The 24555-nt window shown below is 72.1% G+C and carries 20 protein-coding genes, 1 pseudogene and 1 riboswitch; of the genes and pseudogenes, 6 read left to right on the top strand and 15 right to left on the bottom strand.

The genetic code is table 11. The features are described 5' to 3' along the window. Nucleotides 1-23: 23 nt before the first annotated feature. Nucleotides 24-1763 (bottom strand): TIGR03767 family metallophosphoesterase, encoded by a 1740-nt coding sequence (locus ACIO5E_RS04375; protein ID WP_400663688.1) that lies wholly within the window; start codon nucleotides 1761-1763, stop codon nucleotides 24-26. 298 nt (nucleotides 1764-2061) lie between these two features. Here ACIO5E_RS04375 and ACIO5E_RS04370 point away from each other — a divergent pair, with 298 nt between their 5' ends. Continuing rightward, nucleotides 2062-3315, top strand: a complete 1254-nt coding sequence (locus tag ACIO5E_RS04370) for a cobalt-precorrin-5B (C(1))-methyltransferase (RefSeq protein ID WP_400663685.1) — start codon at nucleotides 2062-2064, stop codon at nucleotides 3313-3315. Between the two features lie 137 nt (nucleotides 3316-3452). Beyond that, nucleotides 3453-4982: a UDP-N-acetylglucosamine 1-carboxyvinyltransferase gene (locus ACIO5E_RS04365; RefSeq protein WP_280679580.1), complete on the top strand. Its 1530-nt coding sequence runs from the start codon at nucleotides 3453-3455 to the stop codon at nucleotides 4980-4982. 76 nt (nucleotides 4983-5058) lie between these two features. Here the strand turns inward: ACIO5E_RS04365 and ACIO5E_RS04360 are convergent, their stop codons facing one another. The 7 genes from ACIO5E_RS04360 to ACIO5E_RS04330 form a co-directional block, all read right to left on the bottom strand. Then, complete coding sequence (locus ACIO5E_RS04360) at nucleotides 5059-5562, bottom strand: DinB family protein (RefSeq protein WP_400663681.1); 504 nt, start codon at nucleotides 5560-5562, stop codon at nucleotides 5059-5061. 87 nt (nucleotides 5563-5649) lie between these two features. Then, nucleotides 5650-6402 carry a cobalt-precorrin-6A reductase gene (locus tag ACIO5E_RS04355; RefSeq protein ID WP_400663678.1) on the bottom strand — a complete coding sequence of 251 codons (753 nt, stop codon included), beginning with the start codon at nucleotides 6400-6402 and terminating at the stop codon, nucleotides 5650-5652. Continuing rightward, a complete protein-coding gene (cobM, locus tag ACIO5E_RS04350; protein WP_400663675.1) occupies nucleotides 6402-7163 on the bottom strand; it encodes a precorrin-4 C(11)-methyltransferase in 762 nt (253 codons plus the stop codon). Before cobM ends, ACIO5E_RS04355 begins: the two co-directional genes overlap by 1 nt. Beyond that, nucleotides 7160-8398 (bottom strand): precorrin-6y C5,15-methyltransferase (decarboxylating) subunit CbiE, encoded by a 1239-nt coding sequence (cbiE, locus tag ACIO5E_RS04345; protein ID WP_400663672.1) that lies wholly within the window; start codon nucleotides 8396-8398, stop codon nucleotides 7160-7162. The genes cobM and cbiE overlap by 4 nt, the downstream gene beginning before the upstream one ends. A 212-nt stretch (nucleotides 8399-8610) precedes the next feature. Next, entirely contained in the window at nucleotides 8611-9030 is a 420-nt protein-coding gene (locus ACIO5E_RS04340; protein ID WP_400663669.1) for a gamma-glutamylcyclotransferase family protein, read from the bottom strand. A 131-nt stretch (nucleotides 9031-9161) separates the two neighbouring features. Further along, nucleotides 9162-9725 (bottom strand): EF-hand domain-containing protein, encoded by a 564-nt coding sequence (locus tag ACIO5E_RS04335; RefSeq protein WP_400663667.1) that lies wholly within the window; start codon nucleotides 9723-9725, stop codon nucleotides 9162-9164. Nucleotides 9726-9890: 165 nt separating this feature from the next. Beyond that, complete coding sequence (locus ACIO5E_RS04330) at nucleotides 9891-10361, bottom strand: cytidine deaminase family protein (RefSeq protein WP_400663664.1); 471 nt, start codon at nucleotides 10359-10361, stop codon at nucleotides 9891-9893. Nucleotides 10362-10402: 41 nt separating this feature from the next. Here ACIO5E_RS04330 and ACIO5E_RS04325 point away from each other — a divergent pair, with 41 nt between their 5' ends. Beyond that, complete coding sequence (locus ACIO5E_RS04325) at nucleotides 10403-10960, top strand: GNAT family N-acetyltransferase (RefSeq protein ID WP_400663661.1); 558 nt, start codon at nucleotides 10403-10405, stop codon at nucleotides 10958-10960. 109 nt (nucleotides 10961-11069) lie between these two features. Next, a pseudogene (locus tag ACIO5E_RS04320) lies at nucleotides 11070-12052 on the top strand (IS5 family transposase); the annotation flags it as partial. Nucleotides 12053-12110: 58 nt separating this feature from the next. Here ACIO5E_RS04320 and ACIO5E_RS04315 read toward each other — a convergent pair. The 5 genes from ACIO5E_RS04315 to ACIO5E_RS04295 form a co-directional block, all read right to left on the bottom strand. Continuing rightward, nucleotides 12111-12878: an alpha/beta hydrolase gene (locus ACIO5E_RS04315; protein ID WP_400663658.1), complete on the bottom strand. Its 768-nt coding sequence runs from the start codon at nucleotides 12876-12878 to the stop codon at nucleotides 12111-12113. A gap of 216 nt (nucleotides 12879-13094) precedes the next feature. Then, entirely contained in the window at nucleotides 13095-14735 is a 1641-nt protein-coding gene (locus ACIO5E_RS04310; RefSeq protein WP_400663656.1) for a dipeptide ABC transporter ATP-binding protein, read from the bottom strand. A 153-nt stretch (nucleotides 14736-14888) separates the two neighbouring features. Then, nucleotides 14889-15881 carry an ABC transporter permease gene (locus ACIO5E_RS04305; protein ID WP_400663653.1) on the bottom strand — a complete coding sequence of 331 codons (993 nt, stop codon included), beginning with the start codon at nucleotides 15879-15881 and terminating at the stop codon, nucleotides 14889-14891. 128 nt (nucleotides 15882-16009) lie between these two features. Next, a complete protein-coding gene (locus ACIO5E_RS04300) occupies nucleotides 16010-17761 on the bottom strand; it encodes an ABC transporter substrate-binding protein (protein ID WP_400663650.1) in 1752 nt (583 codons plus the stop codon). Nucleotides 17762-17898: 137 nt separating this feature from the next. Beyond that, nucleotides 17899-18873, bottom strand: a complete 975-nt coding sequence (locus ACIO5E_RS04295; protein ID WP_400663647.1) for an ABC transporter permease — start codon at nucleotides 18871-18873, stop codon at nucleotides 17899-17901. Between the two features lie 303 nt (nucleotides 18874-19176). Next, nucleotides 19177-19272: riboswitch (ZMP/ZTP riboswitch) on the top strand. A 41-nt stretch (nucleotides 19273-19313) separates the two neighbouring features. Between ACIO5E_RS04295 and ACIO5E_RS04290 the strand changes: the two genes are divergently transcribed. After that, a complete protein-coding gene (locus ACIO5E_RS04290; protein WP_400663644.1) occupies nucleotides 19314-20777 on the top strand; it encodes a glycine hydroxymethyltransferase in 1464 nt (487 codons plus the stop codon). 165 nt (nucleotides 20778-20942) lie between these two features. On the opposite strand, the gene ACIO5E_RS04285 is transcribed toward ACIO5E_RS04290, so the two are convergent. Together ACIO5E_RS04285 and ACIO5E_RS04280 are read right to left on the bottom strand one after the other, a co-directional pair. Continuing rightward, nucleotides 20943-22373: an aldehyde dehydrogenase family protein gene (locus ACIO5E_RS04285; RefSeq protein WP_400663641.1), complete on the bottom strand. Its 1431-nt coding sequence runs from the start codon at nucleotides 22371-22373 to the stop codon at nucleotides 20943-20945. Between the two features lie 112 nt (nucleotides 22374-22485). Then, on the bottom strand, nucleotides 22486-22950 hold the full coding sequence (locus ACIO5E_RS04280; protein WP_400664416.1) for a DUF6624 domain-containing protein: 465 nt from the start codon (nucleotides 22948-22950) through the stop codon (nucleotides 22486-22488). Between the two features lie 479 nt (nucleotides 22951-23429). On the opposite strand from ACIO5E_RS04280, the gene ACIO5E_RS04275 reads away from it, so the two are divergent. Continuing rightward, on the top strand, nucleotides 23430-24419 hold the full coding sequence (locus tag ACIO5E_RS04275; protein ID WP_400663638.1) for a class I SAM-dependent methyltransferase: 990 nt from the start codon (nucleotides 23430-23432) through the stop codon (nucleotides 24417-24419). Nucleotides 24420-24555 lie beyond the last annotated feature (136 nt).

The raw sequence follows: 24555 nt of genomic DNA, 5'->3' as shown, positions 1-24555 counted from the left end.
CCGCCAGCCGCCGCCCGCTCCCGTCACCGGGTCGGCTTGGTGATCAGCAGCTCCGTGTTGTGGTCCTCGCCCGCGCCCAGCAGCGCCGTCGGCCGGCCGTTCGGGTCGTTGTACGACAGCTCGCGGTACAGCGCGGCCAGGTTGGCGTCCGAGGTGCCGGCGAAGTCCGTGTCGTACGGTGCGGAGGACTCGATCAGCGTCGTGAACAGGGAGAGCGTGCCGTCCCCGTTGTCCGCGATCTCGATGATGCGCCCGTGCTGCGGGTAGTCGATGTGCGAGGCGGTGTTGATCTCCCAGAACGCCCGCTCCGGCACCGCGTGGCCGTGCGCCGTGATCTTGTTCATGTGGGTGTGCCCGTTCACCCACGCGACCACGTTCGGGTAGCGCTGGAGCAGCGCCACCAGCTCGTTGCCGTCGTGTCGCTTCTCGAAGATGTTGCGCGGGTCGGGCAGCAGGTTGCCCATCGTGGTGCTGGTGTGGTGGCTGAACAGCAGGATCACGTCGTCCGTGCTGCCGCCCGCGACCCTGTGCCCGTCGGTGTCGTACCAGTGCCCGCTGTGCGCCTTCAACTGCTGCTCCAGCCAGCGCAGTTGCGCGGTGCCCAGCGAACCGTCCGCGAACCCGGCCTGGTTGGTGGTGTCCAGGCTGATGCCGACCACCTTCTCCGAGATGCGGAAGGAGTAGTAGAGCTTGCCGCTGCCCACCATGTCCGAGGTGAAGCCGTGCCCGTACGGGCCCGCACCGGTGTGCGCAGGGTCCAGGTGGGCCTTGGCGAACTCCTTGAGCGTGAACGGCCGTCGGCGCTCGTCCGGGGTGATCCGGCGCACCGCATCGCCGTCCGCGAGGAGCTTGGCGAGCAGCAGCGCAGCGCCGGCCGGGTCGCGGCGCAGCGAGTCCATCAGCTGGGCCGCGTCCGCGTCGTTGCAGCCCTCCAGCTTGTACTGGCCGGTGTAGAGGTCGTTCAGCAGACCGAGGTCCGGCAGCGAACCCTCAAGGCTGTCATCGTGGTTGCCGACCGTCGTGTACCAGGGCGTGTGCAGACCCGGCGCGTCGAACGGGCGGCCGGCGGCGCCGAGGAAGCCCGGTATCTGCGGGAAGCCCTTCGCCTTGTACCCGTCACTGTAGGAGAGTTCGGGGTTCCAGTAGGCCGCGTTGCCCGAGTTCTGCACGCCTTCGTAGCGGTTGGGGTCACCGGTGTTCTGGGCGAGTCGGCCGCCGCCCATGACGGTGAGGTACCAGTCGAGTTCGACCTGCTCGTGGTTGTCGGTGTTGTCGCCGGTGGCCATCACCATGCTGAACGGCATCCCGGTGTACGGGCCACCGTCGAGCGAGTTGACGCGCTCGACGAGGGCCGAGACGCCACGGGCGTTCAGGGCCTCCTGCGGCCGGTACGCGCTGCCGTTGAACCGGGCCAGGTACTCGAAGCGCACCGGGGACTCGGTGTCCACCAGGTGCAGGTCGCTGAACTGGACGAAGCTGGCCAGCCCGGTCCGGCGGTCGTCCCGCCCGGTGCCCGGCGCTGCCAGATCGCCGCGCACCACCAGCGGCCAGCCCGGCCCCGCTGTCAGCCGCTTGTACGCGCCGGCGCCGACGGGCGTGGCCACCTGGTCGAGCGTGGTGCCGGTGACCTTGACCGCCCGCGCGGCGGTGGCCGCCAGCGCGCGCTCACGTTCCGCCGCCGAGGCGAACTGCGCGCCGCCCAGCGACAAGGCCGCCCAGGCGGCGGCCACCGACGTACCCGTCAGGAACGTACGCCGATTCATCCCTGCCACAAAAACCCCCACATGCTGATGTCCCGGCCGGACAACCCGGCCACCGGACCCCGTGTCATGAACCCGCTCTCTGGCGGACCGCCAGATTACTCGCGGGTAGGCGTGGGGTGCGAGCCCGGTGCGGAGAACTCTTCGGGAACGCGGGGCGGTGGCCTCTGCACAGCTCGCGCACCGGGCCGCAGAGCCCGCTCCCACCGCCCCCGGCCGGAGCCCGGCCAGGCGAATGGGGGAAAATCGGTACCGGCGGTCGATGCCGCAGCACCCCTACAGAGCCGGAAGCGAGACGCAGGTGGCCAAAGCGGAAGCCGGAACGGCAGCCGGAGCCGGAGTCGAAGCGGCAGCTGGACCGGGAGCCGAGGCCGGAGGCCGGGCTGGCCAGCTCAAGAGCAGCGGCCTGCGGCACGGCTGGACGACGGGCGCCTGCGCCACCGCCGCCACCAAGGCCGCGTACACCGCGCTGCTCACCGGCGAGTTCCCGGACCCGGTGACCATCACCCTCCCCAAGGGCCAGCAACCCGCCTTCGCCCTCGCCGCCGAGGACCTGGCCGTGAGCGACTCGGCCACGAACGGTCTGGCCGCCGAGGACCTCACCACGCGGGACCGCTCCGCCGACCCGTCCGGGCGGGCGAGCGCCATGGCCGCCGTGGTCAAGGACGCCGGCGACGACCCGGACGTCACCCACGGCGCGCTGATCCGCGCGACGGTCCGGGCCGGCGAGCCCGGCACCGGCGTGGTGTTCCGGGCCGGCCCGGGGGTGGGGACGGTCACCAAGGCGGGCCTGCCACTGCCCGTCGGCGAGCCCGCGATCAACCCGGTGCCCCGGCAGATGATCCGCGACGCCGTGGCCGAGGTGGCCGCCGCGCACGGCGGCAGCGGGGACGTGGTGGTGGAGATCTCCGTGGACCACGGCGAGGAGATCGCCCGTTCCACCTGGAACCCCCGGCTCGGCATCCTCGGCGGCCTGTCCATCCTCGGCACCACCGGCATCGTCGTCCCCTACTCCTGCTCCGCCTGGATCGACTCCATCCGCCGCGGCGTGGACGTGGCCCGCGCGGCGGGGCGCACCCACGTGGCCGGCTGCACCGGTTCGACCTCCGAGAAGGTCGCGGTCGCCGTGCACGGGCTGCCCGAGGACGCGCTGCTGGACATGGGTGACTTCGCCGGCGCGGTCCTCAAGTACCTCAAGCGCCATCCGGTGCCCCGGCTGACCATCGCGGGCGGCTTCGCCAAGCTGTCCAAGCTCGCCGCCGGCCACCTGGACCTGCACTCGGCGCGCTCCCAGGTGGACAAGGGGTACCTGGCCGAACTGGCGCGGCTCGGCGGGGCGGACGGGGCGTTGTCGGAGGCGGTGGCCGCGGCCAACACCGGGCTGGAGGCGGTGCAGTTGTGCCGGGCAGCCGGGGTGCCGCTGGGCGATCTGGTCGCCGCGGCGGCGCGGGCGACGGCGCTCGGCGTGCTGGTCGGTTCGCCGGTGGCGGTGGACGTGATCTGCATCGACCGCGCGGGCACCATCGTCGGCCGGGCGGAGCCGCTCGGGCCGTGACACTGTCACAGAATCCCGGCAACATCGCCTGGTGATGTGAAGATCTGACGTCTATACGGGGTGAGAAATGGACAAAAGGAGCGTCATACTCACCCCTGGTTCTCTCGTCATCTCAACCATGAGATATGGTCTGGCGAGTGACAGGCGACTACCTCACCCGTATCGGCACCCTCATCCGTACCGCGCGCCAGCACCGCGGCTGGTCCCAAGCGCAGCTCGGCGAGGCCCTCGGCACCAGCCAGAGCGCGGTCAACCGCATCGAGCAGGGCAAGCAGAACGTCAGCCTTGAGATGATCGCCCGCATCGGCGAAGCCCTCGACAGCGAGATCGTCTCCCTCGGCTACTCCGGCCCGATGCACCTGCGGGTCGCCGGCGGCACCCGACTCTCCGGCGCCATCGACGTCCGCAGCAGCAAGAACGCGTGCGTCGCGATCCTCTGCGCCTCGCTGCTGACCACCGGTCGCACCACCCTGCGCAGCGTCGCCCGGATCGAGGAGGTCTACCGCATCCTCGAGGTCCTCACCAGCATCGGCGTCAAGAGCCGCTGGACCAACGAGGGCCGCGACCTCGAACTCACCCCGCCCGCCGAGCTCGACCTCGCCGCGATGGACGTCGAGGCGGCCCGCCGCACCCGCAGCGTGCTGATGTTCCTCGGCCCGCTGATGCACCGCGCCAACCGCTTCGCCATCCCGTACGCGGGCGGCTGCGACCTCGGCACCCGCACCGTCGAGCCGCACCTGACGGCGCTGCGCCGCTTCGGCCTGGAGGTCGCCACCACCGGCGGTGCCTACCACGCCTCGGTCGAGCCGGGCACCCCGCTGGACCGCCCGATCGTGCTGACCGAGCGCGGGGACACCGTCACCGAGAACGCCCTGCTGGCCGCCGCCCGGCACGACGGCGTGAGCGTCATCCGCAACGCCTCGCCCAACTACATGGTCCAGGACCTCTGCTTCTTCCTGGAGAAGCTGGGCGTGCGGATCGAGGGCGTCGGCACCACCACCCTCACCGTCCACGGCGTCCCCGAGATCACCTGCGACGTCGACTACACGCCGGCCGAGGACCCGGTGGAGGCCATGAGCCTGCTCGCCGCCGCCGTCGTCACCTCCTCCGAGCTGACGATCCGCCGGGTGCCGATCGAGTTCCTGGAGATCGAACTCGCGGTGCTGGAGGGCATGGGCCTCGACTACGACCGCACCCCCGAGTACCGGGCCCACAACGGCCACACCCGCCTGGTCGACCTCACCGTGCGGCCGTCGAAGCTGACCGCTCCGATCGACACCATCCACCCGATGCCGTTCCCCGGCATCAACATCGACAACGTGCCGTTCTTCGCCGCCATCGCCGCGGCCGCCCACGGCACCACGATGATCCACGACTGGGTCTACGACAACCGCGCCATCTACCTCACCGAGCTGACCCGCCTCGGCGCCGACGTCAAGCTCCTCGACCCGCACCGCGTCCTGGTCCAGGGTCCCACCCGCTGGCGCGCCGCCGAGATGATGTGCCCGCCGGCCCTCCGCCCCGCGGTCGTCATCCTCCTGGCCATGCTCGCCGCCCAGGGCACCTCCGTCCTGCGCAACGTCTACGTCATCAACCGCGGCTACGAGGACCTCGCCGAGCGCCTCAACTCCATCGGCGCCCAGATCGAGACCTTCCGCGACATCTGACAGCCACCCGGCCCGCCGGCCGGCCTCACCCTCCGAGGCCGGCCGGCGGCTCGTTCCCCGCTGCCGCTTGTCGGGGCTATTCGCCGGTGGTGCCGTCGAGGTGTTCGCGCAGGAGGTCGGCGTGGCCGTTGTGGCGGGCGTACTCCTCGATCATGTGGGTGAGGATCCAGCGCAGCGAGTAGACCTCCTCGCCGTAGTGGCCCAGGACGTCCAACGAGTCGGCGGCGGCGACGAGTTCCCGGGCGTGGTCGCACTCGCGGCGCCAGATCGTGAAGGCCTCGTCCGGGTCGGCGGTGTCGGCGTCGAACTCGGCGAAGGAGCCGTCGGGGTGCTTCCGGAAACCGGGCCGGCCCTCGTTGTCGAGGACGTTGCGGAACCAGCTGCGTTCCACCTCGGCGAGGTGGCGGACCAGGCCGAGCAGGGAGAGTCCGGAGGGTTCGAGGGCGCGGGTACGGAGCTGTTCGGCGGTGAGGTCGGCGCACTTCAGCGCGAGGGTGTCGCGCTGGTAGTCGAGGAAGCTGGCCAGGGTGGCCCGTTCGTCGGCGGTGCGCAGGGTCGTGGTGCGGTGATCGTCTGCCATCGGCCCATCCTGCCGATGCGGCGGCGAATTCGCGCGGTGCTTTCGCACGGTGGGACGAGTTGGACGAGCCGGATCGGTCGGCCCGGGCTAGCGCAGGTGCTCCAGCCACCGCACCGCGCCGGGTACGTCCGGGGCCACCGGCACGCCGTCCGGCAGCGGTGGGCGCTCCACGACGACCACCGGCAGCCCGAGTTCGCGGGCGGCGGTGAGCTTGGGTGCGGTCGCGGCGCCGCCGCTGTCCTTGGTCACCAGGACGTCGATCCGGTGCTCGCGCAGCAGCGCCCGTTCGCCGTCGAGCGTGAACGGGCCCCGGTCCAGCAGGACTTCGAGCACGGACGGCAGTGGCGGCTCGGGCGGGTCCACCGAGCGGGCGAGGAAGTGCAGTTCGTCGAGGTGGGCGAAGGTGGCGATGCCCTGCCGTCCGGTGGTGAGGAAGACTCGCCGCCCGAGGCCGGGCAGGACCTCGGCGGCCGCGGCGAGCGAGGGGACGGGGTGCCAGCGGTCCCCGGGGACCTGCGTCCAGCCGGGCCGCCGCAGTGCCAGCAGCGGCACCTCGGCGATGGCGGCCGCGAGCGCCGCGTTGCGGGACATCCCGGCGGCGAACGGGTGGGTGGCGTCCACGACGGCGTCCACCCGTTCGCCGCGCAGCCAGGCGCTCAGCCCGTCCGGACCGCCGAAGCCGCCGATCCTCACCTCCCCGGCGGGCAACCGGGGTTGGGCGACCCGGCCGGCCAGTGAGCTGGTGACCCGCAGGGACGGCAGCTCGACGAGCGCGGCGGCCAACGCCCGGCCCTCCGTCGTTCCGCCCAGGATCAGGACGTGTCTCGGCACGGCCGCCATCACGCTCCGCAGGGCTCGTGCGGGCGTTCGCGCTCCGCCGAGTAGAGGTGGCTGTCACGGAACTGCTCGGCGGCCAGCGTCCGTCCGACGATGATGACCGCGGTGCGGACCACGCCCGACGCCTTGAGCTGCTCCGCGATGTCGGCGAGGGTGCCGCGTAGCACCAACTCGTCCGGCCGGCTGGCCATCGCGACGACGGCGGCGGGGCAGTCGGCGCCGTAGTGGGGGAGCAGTTGCTCGACGACGTCGTCCACGTACCCGGCGGCCAGGTGCAGCACGAGCAGGGCGCCGCTTCGGCCGAGGGTGGCCAGGTCCTCGCCCTCGGGCATCGGGGTTGCGCGCTTGGCGATCCGGGTGAGGATGACGGTCTGGCCGACGGTCGGCACCGTCAACTCCCGCTTGAGCGCGGCCGCCGCGGCGGCGAAGGCGGGCACGCCGGGGACGACCTCGTACGGCACGCCTGCCGCGTCGAGGCGACGCATCTGCTCGGCGACGGCGGAGAAGACGGACGGGTCGCCGGAGTGCAGTCGGGCCACGTCCTGTCCGGCCCGGTGTGTGCGGACCAGCTCGGTGATGATCTGGTCCAGGTTGAGCTGCGCGGTGTCGATGAGGCGGGTGCCCGGCGGGCACTCGGCGAGGAGTTCGCGCGGCACCAGGCTGCCGGCGTAGAGGCAGACCTCGGCGCGGGCCAGGATGCGCTGGCCGCGCAGGGTGATCAGATCGGCGGCGCCCGGGCCGGCGCCGATGAAGTAGACGGTCACGAGGCTTCCTCCTGGGGGGTGTTGGGCTTGACGGCGGACCACTGGGTGACCGGCATGGCCTGCCGCCACCCGGTGAAGCCGCCCACCGGGACGGCATGCGCGACGGCGAGCCGCAGCAACTCGCCGCCGTGGCGCCGGTACCATTCGGTGAGCAGCGCCTCGGACTCCAGCGTCACGGTGTTGGCGACCAGCCGCCCGCCCGGTCGCAGGGCCGCCCAGCAACTGTCCAGCAGGCCGGGCGCGGTGAGGCCGCCACCGATGAACACCGCGTCAGGGGTCGGGAGTTCGGCGAGCGCGGCGGGGGCGGGGCCGGTCACCACGCGCAGCCGCGGCACGCCCAGCGCGGCGGCGTTGCGGGCGATCCGCTCGGCCCGGACCGGGTCGCGCTCGATGCTGACGGCTTGGCAGTCGCGGTGGGCGCGCAGCCACTCGACGGCGATCGAGCCGGATCCGCCGCCGACGTCCCAGAGCAGTTCGCCGGGGGAGGGGGCGAGGGTGGCGAGGGTGGCGGCGCGGACGTGCCGCTTGGTGAGCTGACCGTCGCTCTCGTACGCTGCGTCGGGCAGGCCGGGGACGAGCGAGCCGCGCGGGCCGTCGCCCAGCTCGACCGCGATGACGTTCAGCGGGTCGCCGGGCGGGTGTGGCCAGCCGTCGGCCGGGCCGTCGAGCTGCCGCTCGGTCGGGCCGCCGAGTTGTTCGAGCACCCGCAGACGGGCGGTGCCGAAGCCGCGTGCGACGAGCAGTGTGGCGACGGCGGCGGGCGTCGCGGCATCGGCGCTGAGCACGAGCAGGCGGCGGCCGGGGTGGAGGGCCAGGGTGAGGGTGTCCAGCGGGCGGCCGACCAGGCTGACCACCTCGGTGGACTCCAGCGGCCAGCCGAGTCGGGCGCAGGCGTAGGAGATCGAGGAGGGGTGCGGCAGGACGCGCAGCCGCTCGGCGCCGACCGTCTCGGCGAGGGCGCGGCCGATGCCGTAGAACATCGGGTCGCCGCTGGCCAGGACGGCCACCCGGCGGTCGGCGTGTGCGGTGAGCAGCCCGGGGACGGCCGGGCGCAGCGGGGACGGCCACGGGATGCGCTCGGCGGCGACCTCGTCGCGGGGGAGGAGGTCCAGCTGCCGGGGGCCGCCGACGACCACCTCGGCCGCCCGCAGCGCGGCTTGGCCGGTGGCGGAGAGGCCGGGCCAGCCGTCGGCCCCGATCCCGACGACGGTGATCGGGAGTGGCAGCTCGGGCACCGGGTGGCTCCTTGTCGTTCGGCGGGCCGTGAGGCGGAAAAGCAGGCGGCCGGGGCAGCCTACCTGGCGGTATGCGGCCGACCGTCGGCCGGAGGGGGCCGGGAAGCGGGGAGCGGAGGCAGCCGACGGGTAACAGATAACAGATGACAGCTAACAGATTTTGAAATCTGAAAGCTGAAAGTTGTCGATTGTCATCTGTCAGCCGTGATCCGTCACCTGTCCGCCCAGTCCCCCGACTCGATCACCGCCGGATGCTCCCGCAGTCGGTTCGCAGCGGCCGGCCCGGCGAGGTACACCCACGCGTCCCGGACCTCGCCCGCCGCCGTCCGAACCGGCAACCGTCGTCGTACGTACAGACCCGTCCCGTCCGCCCGGCAGTCCTCCAGCCGGTCCAGCGCCGCGAGCGCCCCGGCGTACGCGCCCGGGCGAACGGTGATCAGTTCACCCACGATCCGGCGCCCGGGCGTCGCATCCGGCACCGCGTACGGGTACCCGGGCCCGTCGTGCAGCGCGGCGCCGTCCAGCACGGCCGGCCGGATGTCGGCGCAGCGCCCGGTCAGGTGGGCGGCATGGTTGCGGCCGCCGCTGCGCAGGGTGCCGTAGACGAAGAAGGGCAGGGACTCCTCGGGCACGGGCGTCACCTCCTGGCTGGGGGAGCGCCCACGGTACGTCCTCGCGCCCCCTCCGTGATACCCACTGCGCCCGGCCCGGCCGCCGGGCGGCGGCTGTGCCTTGGCGGGTGTCGGCTGGGTGTCGGCGGGTGTCAGAGGGCGTGCGGGGGCGTGCCCGTCCACCAGTTGCCGGGGGCGTCGGGGTCGCGGCTGGTCCAGTACTCCATGATCGCGTTGATGAACTCGGTCGCGGAGAGGGTGCCGTCGCCGTCGCGGTCGAGGTGGCGGAAGGCCTCGTCGGCGTCGTCGCGGGAGAGTCCGGCGAAGTGGCCGCGCTGGAAGACGAAGAACTCGCCGGCGTCGACCGTTCCGCTGCGGTCGGTGTCGGCGATGGCGAGGAAGGCGGCCGCGAGTGCGCCGATGCTGGTCTGCGCGGCCTCGGGGTCGTCGGCGAGCGAACCGGTCGACCGGACGAACTGTTCGCGGGTGATCGTCTCGGTGCCGGCGGGCAGAGGGGCGAGGTGCAGGTCGTGCCAGATCGTCAGGTAGGCGCGGACGATGACGGCCTCGGCCGCCGAGCCCTCCTGGTGGCCGAGCGAGCGGGCGACCGAGTGGCCCATGAGGACGTGGTCCCGTTCGGTGAGGAGCCCGTCACCGTCGGCGTCGAGGTGGTCGAAGCCGTGATTGAGCTTGGCTATGAGCAGATCGTTCGACAATGCGCCCCCTCGGTTGGCGATCACTACGACACGTCGCCAGCACGCTAACCCCTTGAGCCGCGCCTGCGCAGCCGAACGACCTGCGAACGGCCGTTCAGGCGCGGCCCGCGGACTCGGGCGGCGTGGACGGCGGAGGACCCGTCCGTTCTGGTCGCCGGACAGTCCCTAGCCGTCCAGGTGCTCGGCCCAGACGTAGGCCTCGGGGAGCAGGTCGAGGACGGGCAGGGCGAGCAGCTCCGTTCCCCGCTGGACGATGATCCTGGCGTCCGGGAAGTAGTCGAGGAGCACCTGCCGGCAGCGCCCGCACGGCGGTACGACGCCTCGGCCCTGGTCGGCGACCGCGACGACCGTGGTGAGGTCGTACGCGCCCTGGCCGGCGGCCGCGCCGATGAGGACGAGCTCCGCGCACGGACCGCCGGTGAAGTGGTAGACGTTCACGGCCGTGACGATCCGCCCGTCGGCGTTGCGTCCGGCGGCCGCGACGGTGTGGTTGTCGGCGCGGGTGTAGCGCCGGGCCACCGCCCGGGCGGCCTCGACGAGCTCGTGGTCGACGTCCTGCTGGTCGGTGGCCTCGCGGTCGGTGGCCGCGCGGTCGGTGGCCGCGCGATCTCCGGCGGTGTGATCACTGGCGGACATATTCGCTACACCTCCCTGATCGAACATGCCAGGCTTCGAGCATGGACCGTCCGCCCCTGATCGTGCCAACGCTCCCCGCCGGGCCCTTCGCCCTCCGCCCCTGGCGCCTCACCGACCTCGCCGTGGTCCGCGAGGCGGCCGCCGACCCGTACATCCCGCTGGTCACCACCGTCCCGGCCGCCCCCGCCGGGTGCGACGACGCGGCCGGCCGGGCGTTCGTCGAACGGCAGTGGGCGAAGGCGGTGGACGGCACCGGCTACTCCTTCGCCGTGGCGGGCCGGGCGGACGACCGGGTCGTCGGCTTCGTCGGGCTGTTTCCGCAGGTCGACGGCCGGTCCTCGATCGGCTACTGGACGGCCGCCTCGGCGCGCGGCCGCGCGGTGGCCGGGCACGCCCTGCGGACGGTCGCCGACTGGGCGCTGGACGACCTCGGCCTCGCCCGGCTGGAGCTGTACATCGAACCCTGGAACACCGTCTCCCTCCGGGTCGCCGAGCGGATCGGCTTCCGACGCGAGGGCCTGCTGCGCAGCCACCGCACCGTCGGCGACGAGCGCCGCGACATGTACCTCTACGCGCTGCTCCCCACCGACCCCCGCTAGGGCCCGCCCGGCCGATCTTGCTAGGGCCCGTCCTAGGGCCTGTCTGTAGTCGTGATCAGTGCGGTCTGTTTCGGACCCGAGGGGCACGCCGAGCTGGTAGAACGCTGCGGTGACGCGACGTGAACTGAGCGATGGTGACTGGGAACTGATCGAGCCGTTTCTGCCGATCGGGCGGTACGGCCCTTTCCCGCAGCGCCTACGAGAGCAGTTCGAGGGCATCATCAGGCGGTTCCGCACTGGCAGCCAATGGCGAGAGATGCCGGAGGAGTTTGGGGCCTGGCAGACGGTCTACGGCCGCTTCACCCAGTGGCGCGACGTCGGTATGTTCGCCGCGCTGATGGAGGGGATGATCGCCGAGGCCGCTCGGCGCGGCGAGGCAGACATGTCTTTGGTCAGCGTGGACTCCACGGTGGCCCGCGCCCATCACGACGCGGCCGGGATGGCGGTGGAATCGGAGGTCCTGGCGGCGCTGGAAGAGGCCGCGGCACAGGAAAAGGGGCCGCGGAAACCGGGCAAATCGCCCCGGCGACCGGCGACTCGCCGCCTGGGGAGTCCCAGCGGGCCGAGCGCCGACGGCTGCGTCGGCGTCGCCGGGCCCGGCTCAAGGCGGCGGCCCTGGGTCGCTCGCGCGGTGGGCTGACCAGCAAGGTCCACCTCGCGGCAGACCGGCGATGCCGCCCGCTGGCGTTCGTGCTCACACCTGGGCAGGCCGCCGACAGCCCCCGATTCGTCGCGGTGTTGGAGAAGGTCAAGGTGCGCGGACCGGTGGGTCGTCCGCGCACCCGACCGGACGCGGTAGCTGCCGATAAGGCGTACTCCTCGCGGGCGAACCGCGCCTACCTGCGCAGACGCGGGATCAAGGCGGTCATCCCGGAGAAGGCCGATCAGGCCGCGAACCGCAAGAAGCGCGGCAGGGACGGCGGCCGACCGGTGGCCCATGACGCTGAGCGGTACAAGGAGCGCAACACGGTGGAACGCTGCATCAACAAGATCCGGGCATGGCGGGGCCTGGCCACGCGCTACGACAAGACGCCGGCGAGCTACATGGCGGGGCTCCAACTACGCGGATCCATCATCTGGATGCGCAGCCTCAACCCGGGGCTGCGGTCGCGGCGCCCGGCTGGAAATGCGGACACCGCGACCGCGCAGGTCAGGCCGGCGAGGTGATCGGTCGGCCGAAGTGCCGGGCGAAGAACCTGACCGCACTGTCGGCCTCGAACCGGGGCAGCTCCTTGTGCTTGCCCGAGTTCACGTGCAACGACTTCTCCTTCGAGGCGAAGGCGTCGAACAGTGCGAGACCCTCCTCGCGCGTGATGTGCTCGTCGTCCCACTGCAGGTCGAACTCGATCGGGATGGTGATCTGCTTCGCCTTCTCGGCCAGGGTATCGGGCCAGTGCTGGCCGAAGACCGCGGCGGAGATCCTGGGTTCGACCGCCACGAACGGGATGCCGATTGCGGTGCCCATGTTGATGCCCCAGAAGCCGACCAGCCCGTCGGTGCCGATCTCCGGGAGCTCCTGGAGTGCGTCCAGCATCGCCCGATACTCGGGCACGGCCAGCTCCGCCAGGTGGTCGTTGTAGCGCACGACGATCGGGCCCTCCGGCTCGCCCGCCGCCCGTGCCGCGAACAGGGCGGCGATCTCCGCCTCGTCGTGCGCCGTGCGCGGCCGGTCGCCGTGACCGGGCGCGTCGATGACGGCGACGTGGAAGCCGCAGCCAGCCACCAGGAGTCGGGCGCGGCCGGACATCGCCGGGTGCTTCTTGTGGTTGCCGCCACCGTGGGCCATCAGGATCAGGGGCGCGCGGTCGGCTGCATTGGAGGCCGGCGACCAGAGGACACCGGGGACATCGCCTACGGTGAAGTCGCGCTCAAGCATGCCGTTCGACGACGACTCGGCGGTGAATTGGAGAGAGTGCATGGGGTGTTGCCTTTCGGGAGTGCCTTGTTATCGAGGCGCTCCCGGCGACACCTGCATCAATCTCCCGACCGTGACGAGAGGGGGAGCACCCACATGGATACAGCGTTCATGGGTCTCACCTCCTCGGGCGGCTTCACGGTCGAGTGAAAGCTACCAGCCTGATGATCATCCCCTCAACCCTTTTCCCCGCCACGTCATCACGACTCCAGACAGGCCCTAATGGACCGCCGCCAGTAGTTCCCTGGTGTACTCGGTGTGCGGGGCGCTGAACAGGCGGTCGCGGTCGGTGGACTCGACCAGCCGGCCTCGGTGCATCACGGCGACCCGGTCGCAGAAGTGCCGCACGACGGCGAGGTCGTGCGAGACGAACAGGAAGGCGACGCCCAGGCGTTCGCGCAGCTCCATCAGCAGGTTGAGCACCTGCGCCTGGACCGAGACGTCGAGCGCCGACACCGGCTCGTCCGCGATGATCAGGCGCGGCTGCGGGGCGAGCGCCCGGGCGATGCCGATCCGCTGGCGCTGCCCGCCGGAGAACTCGTGCGGGTAGCGGTCCAGGTGGGTGGCGGGCAGTCCGACCTGCTCCAGCAGTTCGGCTGAGCGTTCCCGCCGCTGCGCCGCGTCGAGCGAGGTGTGCAGGCGCAGCGGGGTGTCGAGGGTCTGGGCGACGGTGCGACGCGGGTTGAGCGAGGCGTACGGGTCCTGGAAGACCAGCTGGATCTCACGGCTGAGCCTGCGCCGCAACTCCCGGTCTGGGCGGGTGACGTCCTTCCCGTCGTACAACACCCGTCCTCCGGTGGGCTGTTGGAGGCCTGCCAGGACGCGTGCGGTGGTGGACTTGCCGGAGCCGGACTCGCCGACCAGTCCGAGCGTCTCACCGGGCGCGATGCGCAGTCCGACGCCCTCGACCGCCCGGACGGGCTCTGCGCGCAGCCCGGGGAAGCGGCGCCGCCCGGGGAAGTGGACGGCGAGGTCCGCCACCTCGACCAGCCGGCGCTCTGGTCGCCCGACGACCCGGGGCGCGAATTCGGCGATGGGTGACGGATCGTCAACAGTCGGCAGTGGCGTGCCGGGTACCGACTCCAGGGTGAGCGCCGCCCCCACCAGCGCGCGGGTGTACGGCTCTCGCGGCGCGGCCAGCAGCTCGGCGGTCGGCGCGGACTCGACCTGGACGCCGCCGCGCAGTACGAGCGTGCGGTCCGTCGTCCCCGCGACCACGCCGAGGTCGTGGCTGACCAGCAGTACGGCGGTGCCGTGCTCGCGCTGCAACTCGCCGAGCAGGTCCAGGACCTGCCGCTGCACCCGGGAGTCGAGGGCGGTGGTGGGCTCGTCCGCGATGAGCACCTTCGGGTCGTTCATCAGCGCCATGGCGATCATCACCCGCTGGCGCATCCCGCCGGAGAACTGGTGCGGGAAGTCGCGCACCCGGGCGGCCGGGATGCCGACCCGGTCGAGCATCGCGGCTGCTCGCCGACGGGTCTCGGTGCGGCCGGTGCCGGGGTGGTGGAGCCGGTACATCTCGGCGAGTTGGGCGCCGACGCCGTGGAAGGGGCTGAGCGAGGTGAGCGCGTCCTGGAAGACCAGCGCGGCCCGGCCGCCCCGGACCGGGCGCAGTTCGGACTCCGTCGCGCCCACCAACTCCTGTCCGTCCAGCTGGATCGAGCCGGTGACGGTGGTGGTACGCGGGTCGTGCAGGCCGAGGACGGCGAGGCCGGTGGCCGACTTGCCGGAACCCGACTCGCCGACCAGGCCGAGGACTTCGCCGGGGGCAAGGTCGAAGGAGAGCCCCCGGACGGCGGTCACGGGTGCGCCGCCGCGCGGGTCGGCGAAGGTGACGGTCAGATCCCGAACACTCAGCACAGACTCGGAAGCGGGCCCGGAAGCCAACCCGGAAACGGGCCCGGAGACCAGCCCGGAGGCAGCCCCGAGAGCAGGACCCGGACCAGGCCCGGGAACGGCCCCGGGAACGGCCCCGGAAACGGACTCAACAGTGGACGTCATCGAACGCTCCAGTCAGCTCAGGCGGATTCGCGGGTCTAGCCAGGCCACCACCAGGTCGGCCAGCGCGACGAACAGCACCACGAAGCAGGCGGCCAGCAGCACCGCGCCGACCACCGCGGGCAGGTCCTGTCCGGACACCGCCTCGGCGGTGAACCGACCGACCCCGTTCAGCCCGAACACCGTCTCGGTGATGACCGCCCCGCCGAACAGTGCCCCGGCCTCCAGGCCGATCAGCTGCACCAGCGGTCCGGCCGCGCCGCGCGAGGTGTACTTGAGGTGGGCGCGCAGCCGGCCGAGGCCCTTGCCGCGGGCCGTGCGCACGTACTCCTCGTTCATCGTCTCCAGCAGCTGGGAGCGCGAAAGCCGGGCGAAGACCGCCGAGTTGACGAATCCGAGGACGAGCCAGGGGAGCAGCATCCCGCCCGCCCAGACGGCGAGGTCCTCGGCCGGCGGGGTGTAGGAGGGCAGCGGCAGCAGGCCGGTGGAGTAGACCAGCGCCCACTGCGCGACGTACCCGAGGAAGTAGATCTGCACGCTGGCGCCGACGAGGGTGAAGCCCGAGAGCAGCCGGTCGGTGCGGCCGCCGTGGCGCAGCGCCGAGACGAACCCGGTGCCGAGGCCGAGCACCAGCAGGACGGCGAGGGCGCCCGCGGCCAGCGAGAAGGTGACCGGCAGGTGGTCGATCAGGGCCTCGGTGACGGGCTGGTGCAGCCGGTAGGAGTAGCCGAGGCAGGGCGCGTCGCAGTGGATGACCGAGCCGTCCACGTCGCCGATGTCCCGCCCGGTCACGACTCCGGCGAGGTAGTCGGTGTACTGGGTGAGCAGGGGCTGATCCAGGCCCATGCTCTGGCGCACCGCCGCGACCTGGCCGTTGTCGCAGCGCGGGCCGCAGGCGGCGCGGGCCGGGTCGGCGGGCGCGGCGTAGAAGAGGGCGAAGGCGGCGGCGGAGACCGCGACCAGGACGGCGAGGGCCTGGAGGGTCCGCCGCAGGGCGAAGGAGAGCATGGCCGGTCCGGGGTCGACGAGACGGGGGGAGTCGGTAGGGGTCCGCCTCCGCGGTGGGCCCGCCCCCGCGGCGGGCGCGGCGGGGGCGGGTGGAGGCGGGGCGGGTGGAGAGGAAGCGGCTACGACGCTCAGGACTTCAGGTACAGCCAGGCCAGGCTCACCGTGCCGTAGATGGGGTGGACGAACGCCCCGCCGACGTTGGAGCCGCGCAGCTGGTTGACGGTCGGGTAGGCGAACGGCAACACCGGGACGTCCTTCATCACGGTCTTCTCCAGCGCGTACAGCTCCTTGGCCTTGGCACGCGGCTCGCCGATCTGGTTGATCCGGTCGATCTCCTTGTCGACCTCGGGGTTGCGGTAGCGCGCGGAGTTGAGGTCGCTGCCGGCGCGGCCGTCGAAGGAGAACGGGATCAGCGTGGACGGGGTCGGCCAGTCGACGGACGAGGTCTCCTCGAACAGGTCGTACGGGGAGTCGGCGCGGTGCACCTCGTCCAGGAACGCCTTGGGGTCGATCGGCTTGGGCACGATGGTGATGCCGGACTTGGCGAAGCCGTCCACCAGCACCTGCGCGACGCGCTGCCCGTCCGGGGTGTTCTTGTACCCGTAGGTCAGGCTCGCGGGCGCCTGCTTGGCCTTGGCGAGCGTGGCCTTGGCGGCCTCCGGGTCGCCCTCGGGCCTGGCCGGGTAGAGGTCGTACTTCTCCCAGTCGATCAGCGCGGGCGAGCTGAGGGTGGTGGCGAGTTCGCCGATCCGGGAGCCGCCCTGGACCTGGCGGGCCTGCTGGCGCGGGTAGCCGAGGTGCAGCGCCTTGCGGACCTCGACGTCCGGCACCCGCTCGTTGTTGATCACCAGCTGGGTGACGAAGGCGCCCTGGCGGCCGGAGACGACCAGGTCCTTGGCCTTCGGGTCGGTGTCGGCGGTCTGGTACAGCTCGGGGGAGAGCACGTCGGAGGCGGTGGTGCCATTGGCGCCGCCGTCGCGCCCGGAGAGGATCTCCTGGTTGCTGTTGAGCGCCTCCTTGCCGTACGTGAAGACGAACTTGTCCGGATACTGGCTGCGGACCGGGTCGGTCTCCGCCTTCCAGTACGGGTTGCGCTCCAGCACCATGCGGGTGTTCTGGACGTGCTCGACGATCCGGTACGGGCCGGTGGCGAACGGCTGCCGGTCGTAGTCCGTCCCGGTGTCCTTGTCCCGGCGCACCGGCGAGGACGAGGACTGCGCGGCCATGTACGGGACGTCGGCCTGCGGCTGCGGGAAGTGGAAGACGAGGGTGCGCTCGTCCGGCGTCTCGATCGCGGCCAGGTCGCCGTCCTGCGGGCCCGCGTACTTCGTGCGCGCCGCCTCGTAGCTCGCCTCGCCGGTGAGCCACTGCGGCCAGTACGGCGGCCCGACCTCGTAGCCCTTGCCGAAGGTGCGCTCGATGCCGTACTTGACGTCCTGGGCGGTGATCGGCTTGCCGTCCTCCCAGGCCACGCCGTCCTTGAGCCGGTACGTCCAGGTGCGCCCGCCGTCGCCGGAGGCGCCGGTGTCGGTGGCCAGATCACCGACCAACTTGGCCTTGCCGTCGACCACCTGATACTGCGTCAGCTGGCGCCCCCAGAGCAGCGAGGCGTTGTACGTGGCACCCGCGTAGACCTTCTGCGGGTCGAGGTGGCGGAACTCGACGCTGTTGTACACGTTCACGGTGCCGCCCGGGCGGGCGCCGGGCACGGCGGGGGCCGGGCCGGCGCTCTCCTTCTCGCCGCCGAGCGCGGCGGTCAGCGGGGACGTCTCCTTGGCGGAGGCCCCGGCGGTGGCCGGGCCGGTGCCCGCGCCGGCCGAGCAGGCGCTCGCCAGCAGGGCGGTGGCGACGACGGCGAGGGACGGTTTGGTCCAGCGCATGGCGAATCTCTCCTTGCCCCGCTGTCGGGGCGGGCTTGGGGTGATGGACTGGAGACGTGGGGTGATGGGACGGGGAGCAGGGCTCGGCGGGCGGGGAAGGCGGGCCCTGCGGGCGGGGAGTCCGGAGGGGGCGGGGCTCAGCGGCCGGCGCGCGGGTCCAGCACGTCCCGGACGGCGTCGCCGAGCAGGTTGAAGGCGAGCACGAAGAGCAGCAGCGCCACACCCGGGAAGACCATGTAGGTCGGGTCGGCCTGGAAGACCTCCGAACCGCGGGAGATCATCCGCCCCCAGTCCGGGATCGGCTCCGTGATGCCGACGCCGAGGAAGGACAGCACCGCCTCGGAGGCGACGAAGGTCGGCACCGCCATCGTGGCGTGCACCAGCAGCTGCGAGCGGACATTCGGCAGCAGTTCGTGGACGACGACATGAAAGCGGCCGGCGCCCTGGGCCCGGGCGGACTGCACGAAATCCCTTTCCCGGAGCGACCGGACGGTGGCTCGCAAGGAAAGCGCGAGCGGAATCCAGCCGAACGCGGAGAAGACCAGGATCAGTACCAGGAACTGCATCCACTCCGGTTCCGCGGCGCCCGGATCGACCAGTCGGGACTGGATGACGGGGCTGAGCGCGAGAAGCAGGAGCAGGGTCGGAAAGGCCAGCAGCACATTGGCCAGAAAGCCGAACAGCCGGTCCGTGATCCCGCCGAGGTAGCCGACCGCGACCCCGGCCAGTACGCCGAGCGTGGTGGTCACGGCGGCGGAGGCGAAGGCGATCAGCAGCGAGGTGCGGATGCCGTAGAGCAGTTGGGTCAGGACGTCCCGGCCGAGCCCCGGCTCCAGACCGAACCAGAAGTCGCCGGAGATGCCGCCGTTCGGCAGGACCGGCAGGCCGCCGTCGCTGAGCAGGCCAGGGGTGTTCTGGCCGTAGTGCTCGGCCGGGTTCTTTCCGTACAGGGCGGCGATCAGCGGGGCGGTCAGGGCGAGCAGCAGGAAGAGCAGGACGACGGCGAGGGCGGCGGCGCCGACCCGGTCGCGCAGGAGGCGGCCGAGCAGCCTCGGTACGGCGGGTGCAGGGACGGCGGGTGCGGGCCCCGCTGCTGTTTCGACCACGGCCATGAGAGGCGTACTCCCCGAATTCTCCGCCGCCCTGTGGGTGAGGGTGCGCTGGTGTGTATTTCCGAACCGGTCCCCGGGGGTTTCCCGGAGGCCGTCCGAGCGCCATCAGACCGGACATGGAGGGAGATCCGCAAATCACCTTAGGAGGTTTTTCCGGGCATTGTTTCGGTGCGTATTGCGGCTTCATTCGGCGTCATCGTGCCGCAATGCCGGCGTTGCAGAAGAACGGACATCGAGGGGCAAAGCGGGCGGCCGTCCCGAATCCTGAGACCTCCGCCACATCGTCCCGGGCATTGATACGATCCGGGGAGCCGCGACTGGCGCGCAGGGATGGAACCGACCATCGGGAAGCGGCTCCGTGCACCCGCACGACAGTTGCCGAGCGCCTGGGCCGTCCGTACTCGTCCGTACACCACTTCGTACACCACGAGGAGACCGCCTTGGCCACCCCGCAGACCCCGCACACCGCCGCCACCGCGGCCGCCGACACCGCCTTCCGCAGCGCCCTCGACGTGGTCGCCGGCGTGGAGCCGCGGATCGCCGCCGCCATCGGCCAGGAGATCGAGGACCAGCGCGCCTCGCTCAAGCTGATCGCCAGCGAGAACTACGCCTCCCCGGCCGTCCTGCTCGCCATGGGCAACTGGCTCAGCGACAAGTACGCCGAGGGCACCGCGGGCCGCCGCTTCTACGCGGGCTGCCGCAACGTCGACACCGTCGAGACCATCGCCGCGGAGCACGCCCGCGCCCTGTTCGGTGCCGACCACGCGTACGTCCAGCCGCACTCCGGCATCGACGCCAACCTCACCGCCTTCTGGGCCGTCCTGTCTCAGCGGGTGGAGAGCCCGGCGCTGGAACGGGCCAAGGTCCGGAGCGTCAACGACCTCACCGAACAGGACTGGGCCGAACTGCGCCAGGAGCTCGGCAACCAGCGGATGCTCGGCATGTCCCTGGACACCGGGGGCCACCTCACCCACGGCTTCCGGCCCAACATCTCGGGCAAGATGTTCGACCAGCGCAGCTACGGCACCGACCCGGCCACCGGCCTGATCGACTACGACGCGCTGCGCGAGACCGCCCGCGAGTTCCGCCCGCTGATCCTGGTCGCCGGCTACTCCGCGTACCCGCGGCTGGTGAACTTCCGGAAGATGCGCGAGATCGCGGACGAGGTCGGCGCGACCCTGATGGTCGACATGGCGCACTTCGCCGGCCTGGTCGCGGGCAAGGTGCTGACCGGCGACCACGATCCCGTCCAGCACGCCCAGATCGTCACCACGACCACCCACAAGTCGCTGCGCGGCCCGCGCGGCGGCATGGTGCTGTGCAACGCCGAGCTGGCCGAACACGTCGACCGCGGCTGCCCGCTGGTGCTCGGCGGACCGCTCTCGCACGTCATGGCGGCCAAGGCGGTTGCCTTCGCCGAGGCCCGCCGCCCCGAGTTCCAGGCCTACGCCCGCGCCGTCGTCGACAACGCCCGGGCGCTCGCCGAGGGCCTGCTGCGCCGAGGCGGGAAGCTGGTCACCGGCGGCACCGACAACCACCTCGTCCTCGCCGACGTCTCCGGCTACGGCCTGACGGGCCGTCAGGCCGAGGCGGCGCTGCTCGACTCGGGCGTCGTCACCAACCGCAACTCCGTCCCGCAGGACCCGAACGGCGCCTGGTACACCTCGGGCGTGCGCCTCGGTACCCCGGCGCTCACCACCCGCGGCCTCGGCACCGCCGAGATGGACGAGATCGCCGCCCTGATCGACACCGTCCTGCGCGCCACCACCCCGGCCGCCGGCGCGAATGGCACCCCGTCCAAGGCCCAGTACGTCCTGGACGCCGCCGTACGCGACGGTGTCGCCAAGCGCGCCGCCGACCTCCTCGCCCCCTTCCCGCTCTACCCGGGCGTCGACCTCGCCTGACCGGGGCCTGGTCCGGGCCCGCCGCTCCTGCCGCGGCGGGCCCGGGCCGGCGCCGTCCGGACCGCCCCTGACCGGACCGCCCCTGACCGGACCGCCCCTGACCGGACCGTCCCGCTCCCGGACCGGACCCGCCCTCGGATCGGCTCCGCAGCCGGACCAACTCCGCTAGTACTGCAGCGACTTGTACTGCAGGAACTCCTCCAGGCCGTGGCGGCCGAGTTCGCGGCCGAGGCCGGAGCTCTTGTAGCCGCCGAACGGGGCGAGCGGGTTGAAGCGGCCGCCGTTGAGGTCGACCTGGCCGGTGTCGAGGCGGCGGGCGAACGCGGCGGCGGTGTCCGTGTCCGCCGCCCACACGCCGCCGGCCAGGCCGTACTCGGTGCCGTTGGCGAGTTCGGCGGCGTGGTCCTCGTCCCGGTAGGGGAGGACCACCAGGACGGGGCCGAAGACCTCCTCCTGGGCGACCGCCATGTCCGGCGCGACATCGGCGAGTACGGTCGGGTGGACGTAGAAGCCGGTGGGCAGCCCGGGGACGGGCTCCGCGCCGCCGACGACCAGCCGGGCGCCCTCGGCGAGCGCACCCTCGATGTAACCGCGCACCCGGGTCAGCTGCTCGGCGTTGACCAGTGGGCCGATCCGGGTCTGCGGGTCGGCCGGGTCGCCCGGGACGTACTTGGCGGCGGCCTTGGCGGCCGTCGCGACCGCCTCCTCGTACTGGTCCTGGTGCACCAGCAGACGGGTCCACGCGCTGCACGTCTGGCCCGAGTTGGCGAAGACGTTGGCGACGTTGGCGTTGACCGCCCGGGCCAGGTCAGCGCCCGGCAGTACCACGTTGGCGGACTTGCCGCCGAGCTCCAGGGCGACTCGCTTCAGTCCCCGGCCGGCCGTCTCGGCGACCTGCCGGCCGACGGTGGTGGACCCGGTGAACGAGACCACGTCCACGCCCGGGTGGGCGGCGAGCGCCGCGCCCGCCACCGCGCCCGTGCCGGTCACCAGGTTGAACACGCCCGCCGGGAATCCCGCCTCGTGCACCAGGCGGGCGAACAGCCGGGCCACCAGCGGGGTGTCCTCGGCCGGCTTGAGGACGACCGGGCAGCCGGCCGCCAAGGCCGGGACGACCTTGGCCACGATCTGGTGCAAGGGGTAGTTCCACGGCGTGATCGCCGCGACCACCCCGGCGGGCTCGGAGAGCACCACCGAGTTGCCGATCCGCTCCTCGAAGGGGTGCTCGGCGAGTAACGCCAGGTAGGAGGTCGCCACGGCCAGCGGCAGCCCGGCGTGCACGGCGGCGGCGAAGCCGACCGGGGCGCCCAGTTCGGCGACCACCGTCGCGGTGATCTCCTCCTGGGCGGCGGCGATCCCGTCCCGCAGTCGGGTCAGCAGGGTGAGCCGGTCCTCGCGGGTGGTTGCCGCCCAGCTGCCGGCCGCCCGGCGGGCCGCGGCCACCGCGGCGTCGACGTCGGCCGCCCCGCCGGCCGGCACGGTGGCGAGTACCCGCTCGGTCGCCGGGTTCAGCACCGTAATCGACCCGGCGTCGTCCCGGGAGGGCCGCCAGGCGCCGTCGATGTACTGGTCGCCGTACTCCGCGTGCTGTTGCACCGGGTGTCCTCTCATCCGATTGGCCGCTTAACTAACAGCGCTAGTCAAAGGCCAGTCAAGGCGGCCCGGGTGGCCGCACGCAAGAGCCAATCCGGCCCGGTGGACCAGCCGGTTACCTCGGGGCGAACCGCGTGGTGTACTCGTCGAACGGCTCGATCCCCACGCCCGCGCGCCGCTCGTCCAGCCGCTCCGGTTCCTCGCACGGCCACGGCACCGGGCGGCCGTCCGCCACCGCGCCGATCTGCGTGCCGTAGCGCTGCTCGCGGCCCTCGTTGACGGCCAGTCGGTCCTGCAGGAACGCGAGGTCCCGAGTGCTCGCGGCGCCCACCGCCACTGCTTCCGCCATCAGAGCCACCGCCCGTCGCTGGACGTCGAGTTGGCGGTCCGCGTGCTGTGCGATCAGCCAGGCCGCCCGGGCGGCCTCCGGCCCCACGGACCGCTCCGTCGGCCAGCCGTGGCCCGCCATGATCTCGGCGAGCCGGTCCCCGTGCCGGGCCGTCAGCCGCCGCCAGACGGCCTGTTCGACGAGATCCGGGCTGTTCGCCAAGGGGGCGGTAGCGGCGTCCTCGGCCATCATCGCGATCAACTCCTCTGCCAGGGGCCGCAACTGGCCGTCCTGCGGGTGCTGCTCTGCCGTCGTCGTCGTCGCCGCCGTCGTCTCTGCCGCCATCGCTCTGCTCCTCGCGTCCGGGCCCGCTCCTCGGGGGCCGCCCGAGATCACGGTAGGCGGAGAAAGTGCGACGAAGATCATCCCCGAGGGCGGTGACCTGGCGGCGTCGTTGCGCGAGAATGGACGAACCGTCCCGAAAGCGCCGTGTTCACCCTCCGGCAGCGAAACGGCGGTTTACGAAACTCGTCGCGCGAAAGGCTCCTCACGCCTGTGCGCGCGGCTGTAGATTGCAGCGAACTCAGCGCTGGGGCACTACTGTTGCCAGTGGTATGTCGTGGTGCGCATGGTCCGGTACCGGTGTGTCCCACGGTCGGACGGGGGACTGCCACCGAGCTGAGGTCTGGCTCAAATCCGCAGGTCATCCCGTACCGCGTAAGGAGCATCCCGTGACCGATGCCGCGTTGAAGGACGAGTCGCAGCGGCCTGCCGAGCCGGCCGGACTGGAGGACGTTCCGGGCTGGTTCTGGGACCATGACCGGCACTCGTTCGACTGGTTCATGGGACGGCAGGAGAAGGCCGGGGCCACCGGCGACCTGCTGGAGATGGGTGCGTACCTGGGCCGCAGTGCGATCGTGATCGGTGAGCACCGCCAGCCCGGCGAGACGTTCACCGTCTGTGACCTCTTCGACTCGGACGCGCCGGACGGCGAGAACGCGGCCGAGATGGACATCTCCTACCGGAAGTCGCTGACCCGCTCCGCCTTCGAGGCCAACTACCTCTCCTTCCACGACGAGCTGCCGGAGATAGTCCAGGCCCCGACGTCCGTCCTGGCCGGCGGGCGGATAGCGGCGGGCGCGTTCCGGTTCATCCACATCGACGCCTCGCACCTGTACGAGCACGTCGTGGGCGACCTCCAGGTGGCCCGGGTCGCGTTGCAGGAGCAGGGCGTCGTGGTCCTGGACGACTATCGCTCCCAGCACACCCCGGGCGTGGCCGCCGCGACCTGGGGAGCGGTGTTCAACCACGGGCTCAAGCCGATCATGCTGACCGAGTGCAAGTTCTACGGCACCTGGGGCGACCCGGAGCCGTTCCAGCGCGACCTGCTCGACCGGGTGGACCTCGCCGCGGGCTGCTACCTCAGCACCGAGACGCTGAACGGGCAGCAGGTGCTCCGGATGACCGGCACCTCGGAGGGGATCGGCGCCTTCCGCCCCTCCCGCCACCACCGGCGGCTGGCCGCCGAGGTCGCCCGGCACGAGGCCGAGCAGGCGGCGGAGGAGTCCCGCCAGGCCCAGGAGGAGGCCGCCCGCAACCTCGCCGCCCGCCGCGCCCGCGCCGCCGAGCTGCGCCGCCCGGCCAACGTCGCCAAGCGCGCCGCCCGCGACCTGCTCCCCCCGGTCGTCACCTCGGTCATCCGGCGGGCCCGACGCGGCTGACGGCGGCCGGACTTCAACCGACAGATGTCAGCGAACAGATAACAGAATCTGAAATCTGTCATCTGTTCGCTGAAACTTGTCATCTGTCATCTGTCGGCCGTCATCTGTCGGCCGTCGGCCGTCGGCCGGCCACCCA

Source organism: Kitasatospora sp. NPDC087314 (genome assembly GCF_044744365.1).
Classification (GTDB): domain Bacteria; phylum Actinomycetota; class Actinomycetes; order Streptomycetales; family Streptomycetaceae; genus Kitasatospora.
The sequence above is the reverse complement of the archived record's forward strand: the minus strand, read 5'-3'. Positions and strand labels throughout refer to the sequence as shown.

Coding starts and splice junctions, on each gene's coding strand:
- ACIO5E_RS04300 (WP_400663650.1), bottom strand. CDS start 17,761: ATGCGCTGGACCAAACCGTCCCTCGCCGTCGTCGCCACCGCCCTGCTG.
- ACIO5E_RS04355 (WP_400663678.1), bottom strand. CDS start 6,402: ATGGCGGCCGTGCCGAGACACGTCCTGATCCTGGGCGGAACGACGGAG.
- ACIO5E_RS04295 (WP_400663647.1), bottom strand. CDS start 18,873: ATGGCCGTGGTCGAAACAGCAGCGGGGCCCGCACCCGCCGTCCCTGCA.
- ACIO5E_RS04315 (WP_400663658.1), bottom strand. CDS start 12,878: ATGCACTCTCTCCAATTCACCGCCGAGTCGTCGTCGAACGGCATGCTT.
- ACIO5E_RS04330 (WP_400663664.1), bottom strand. CDS start 10,361: ATGTCCGCCAGTGATCACACCGCCGGAGATCGCGCGGCCACCGACCGC.
- ACIO5E_RS04305 (WP_400663653.1), bottom strand. CDS start 15,881: ATGCTCTCCTTCGCCCTGCGGCGGACCCTCCAGGCCCTCGCCGTCCTG.
- ACIO5E_RS04375 (WP_400663688.1), bottom strand. CDS start 1,763: ATGAATCGGCGTACGTTCCTGACGGGTACGTCGGTGGCCGCCGCCTGG.
- ACIO5E_RS04325 (WP_400663661.1), top strand. CDS start 10,403: ATGGACCGTCCGCCCCTGATCGTGCCAACGCTCCCCGCCGGGCCCTTC.
- ACIO5E_RS04280 (WP_400664416.1), bottom strand. CDS start 22,950: ATGATGGCCGAGGACGCCGCTACCGCCCCCTTGGCGAACAGCCCGGAT.
- ACIO5E_RS04360 (WP_400663681.1), bottom strand. CDS start 5,562: ATGGCAGACGATCACCGCACCACGACCCTGCGCACCGCCGACGAACGG.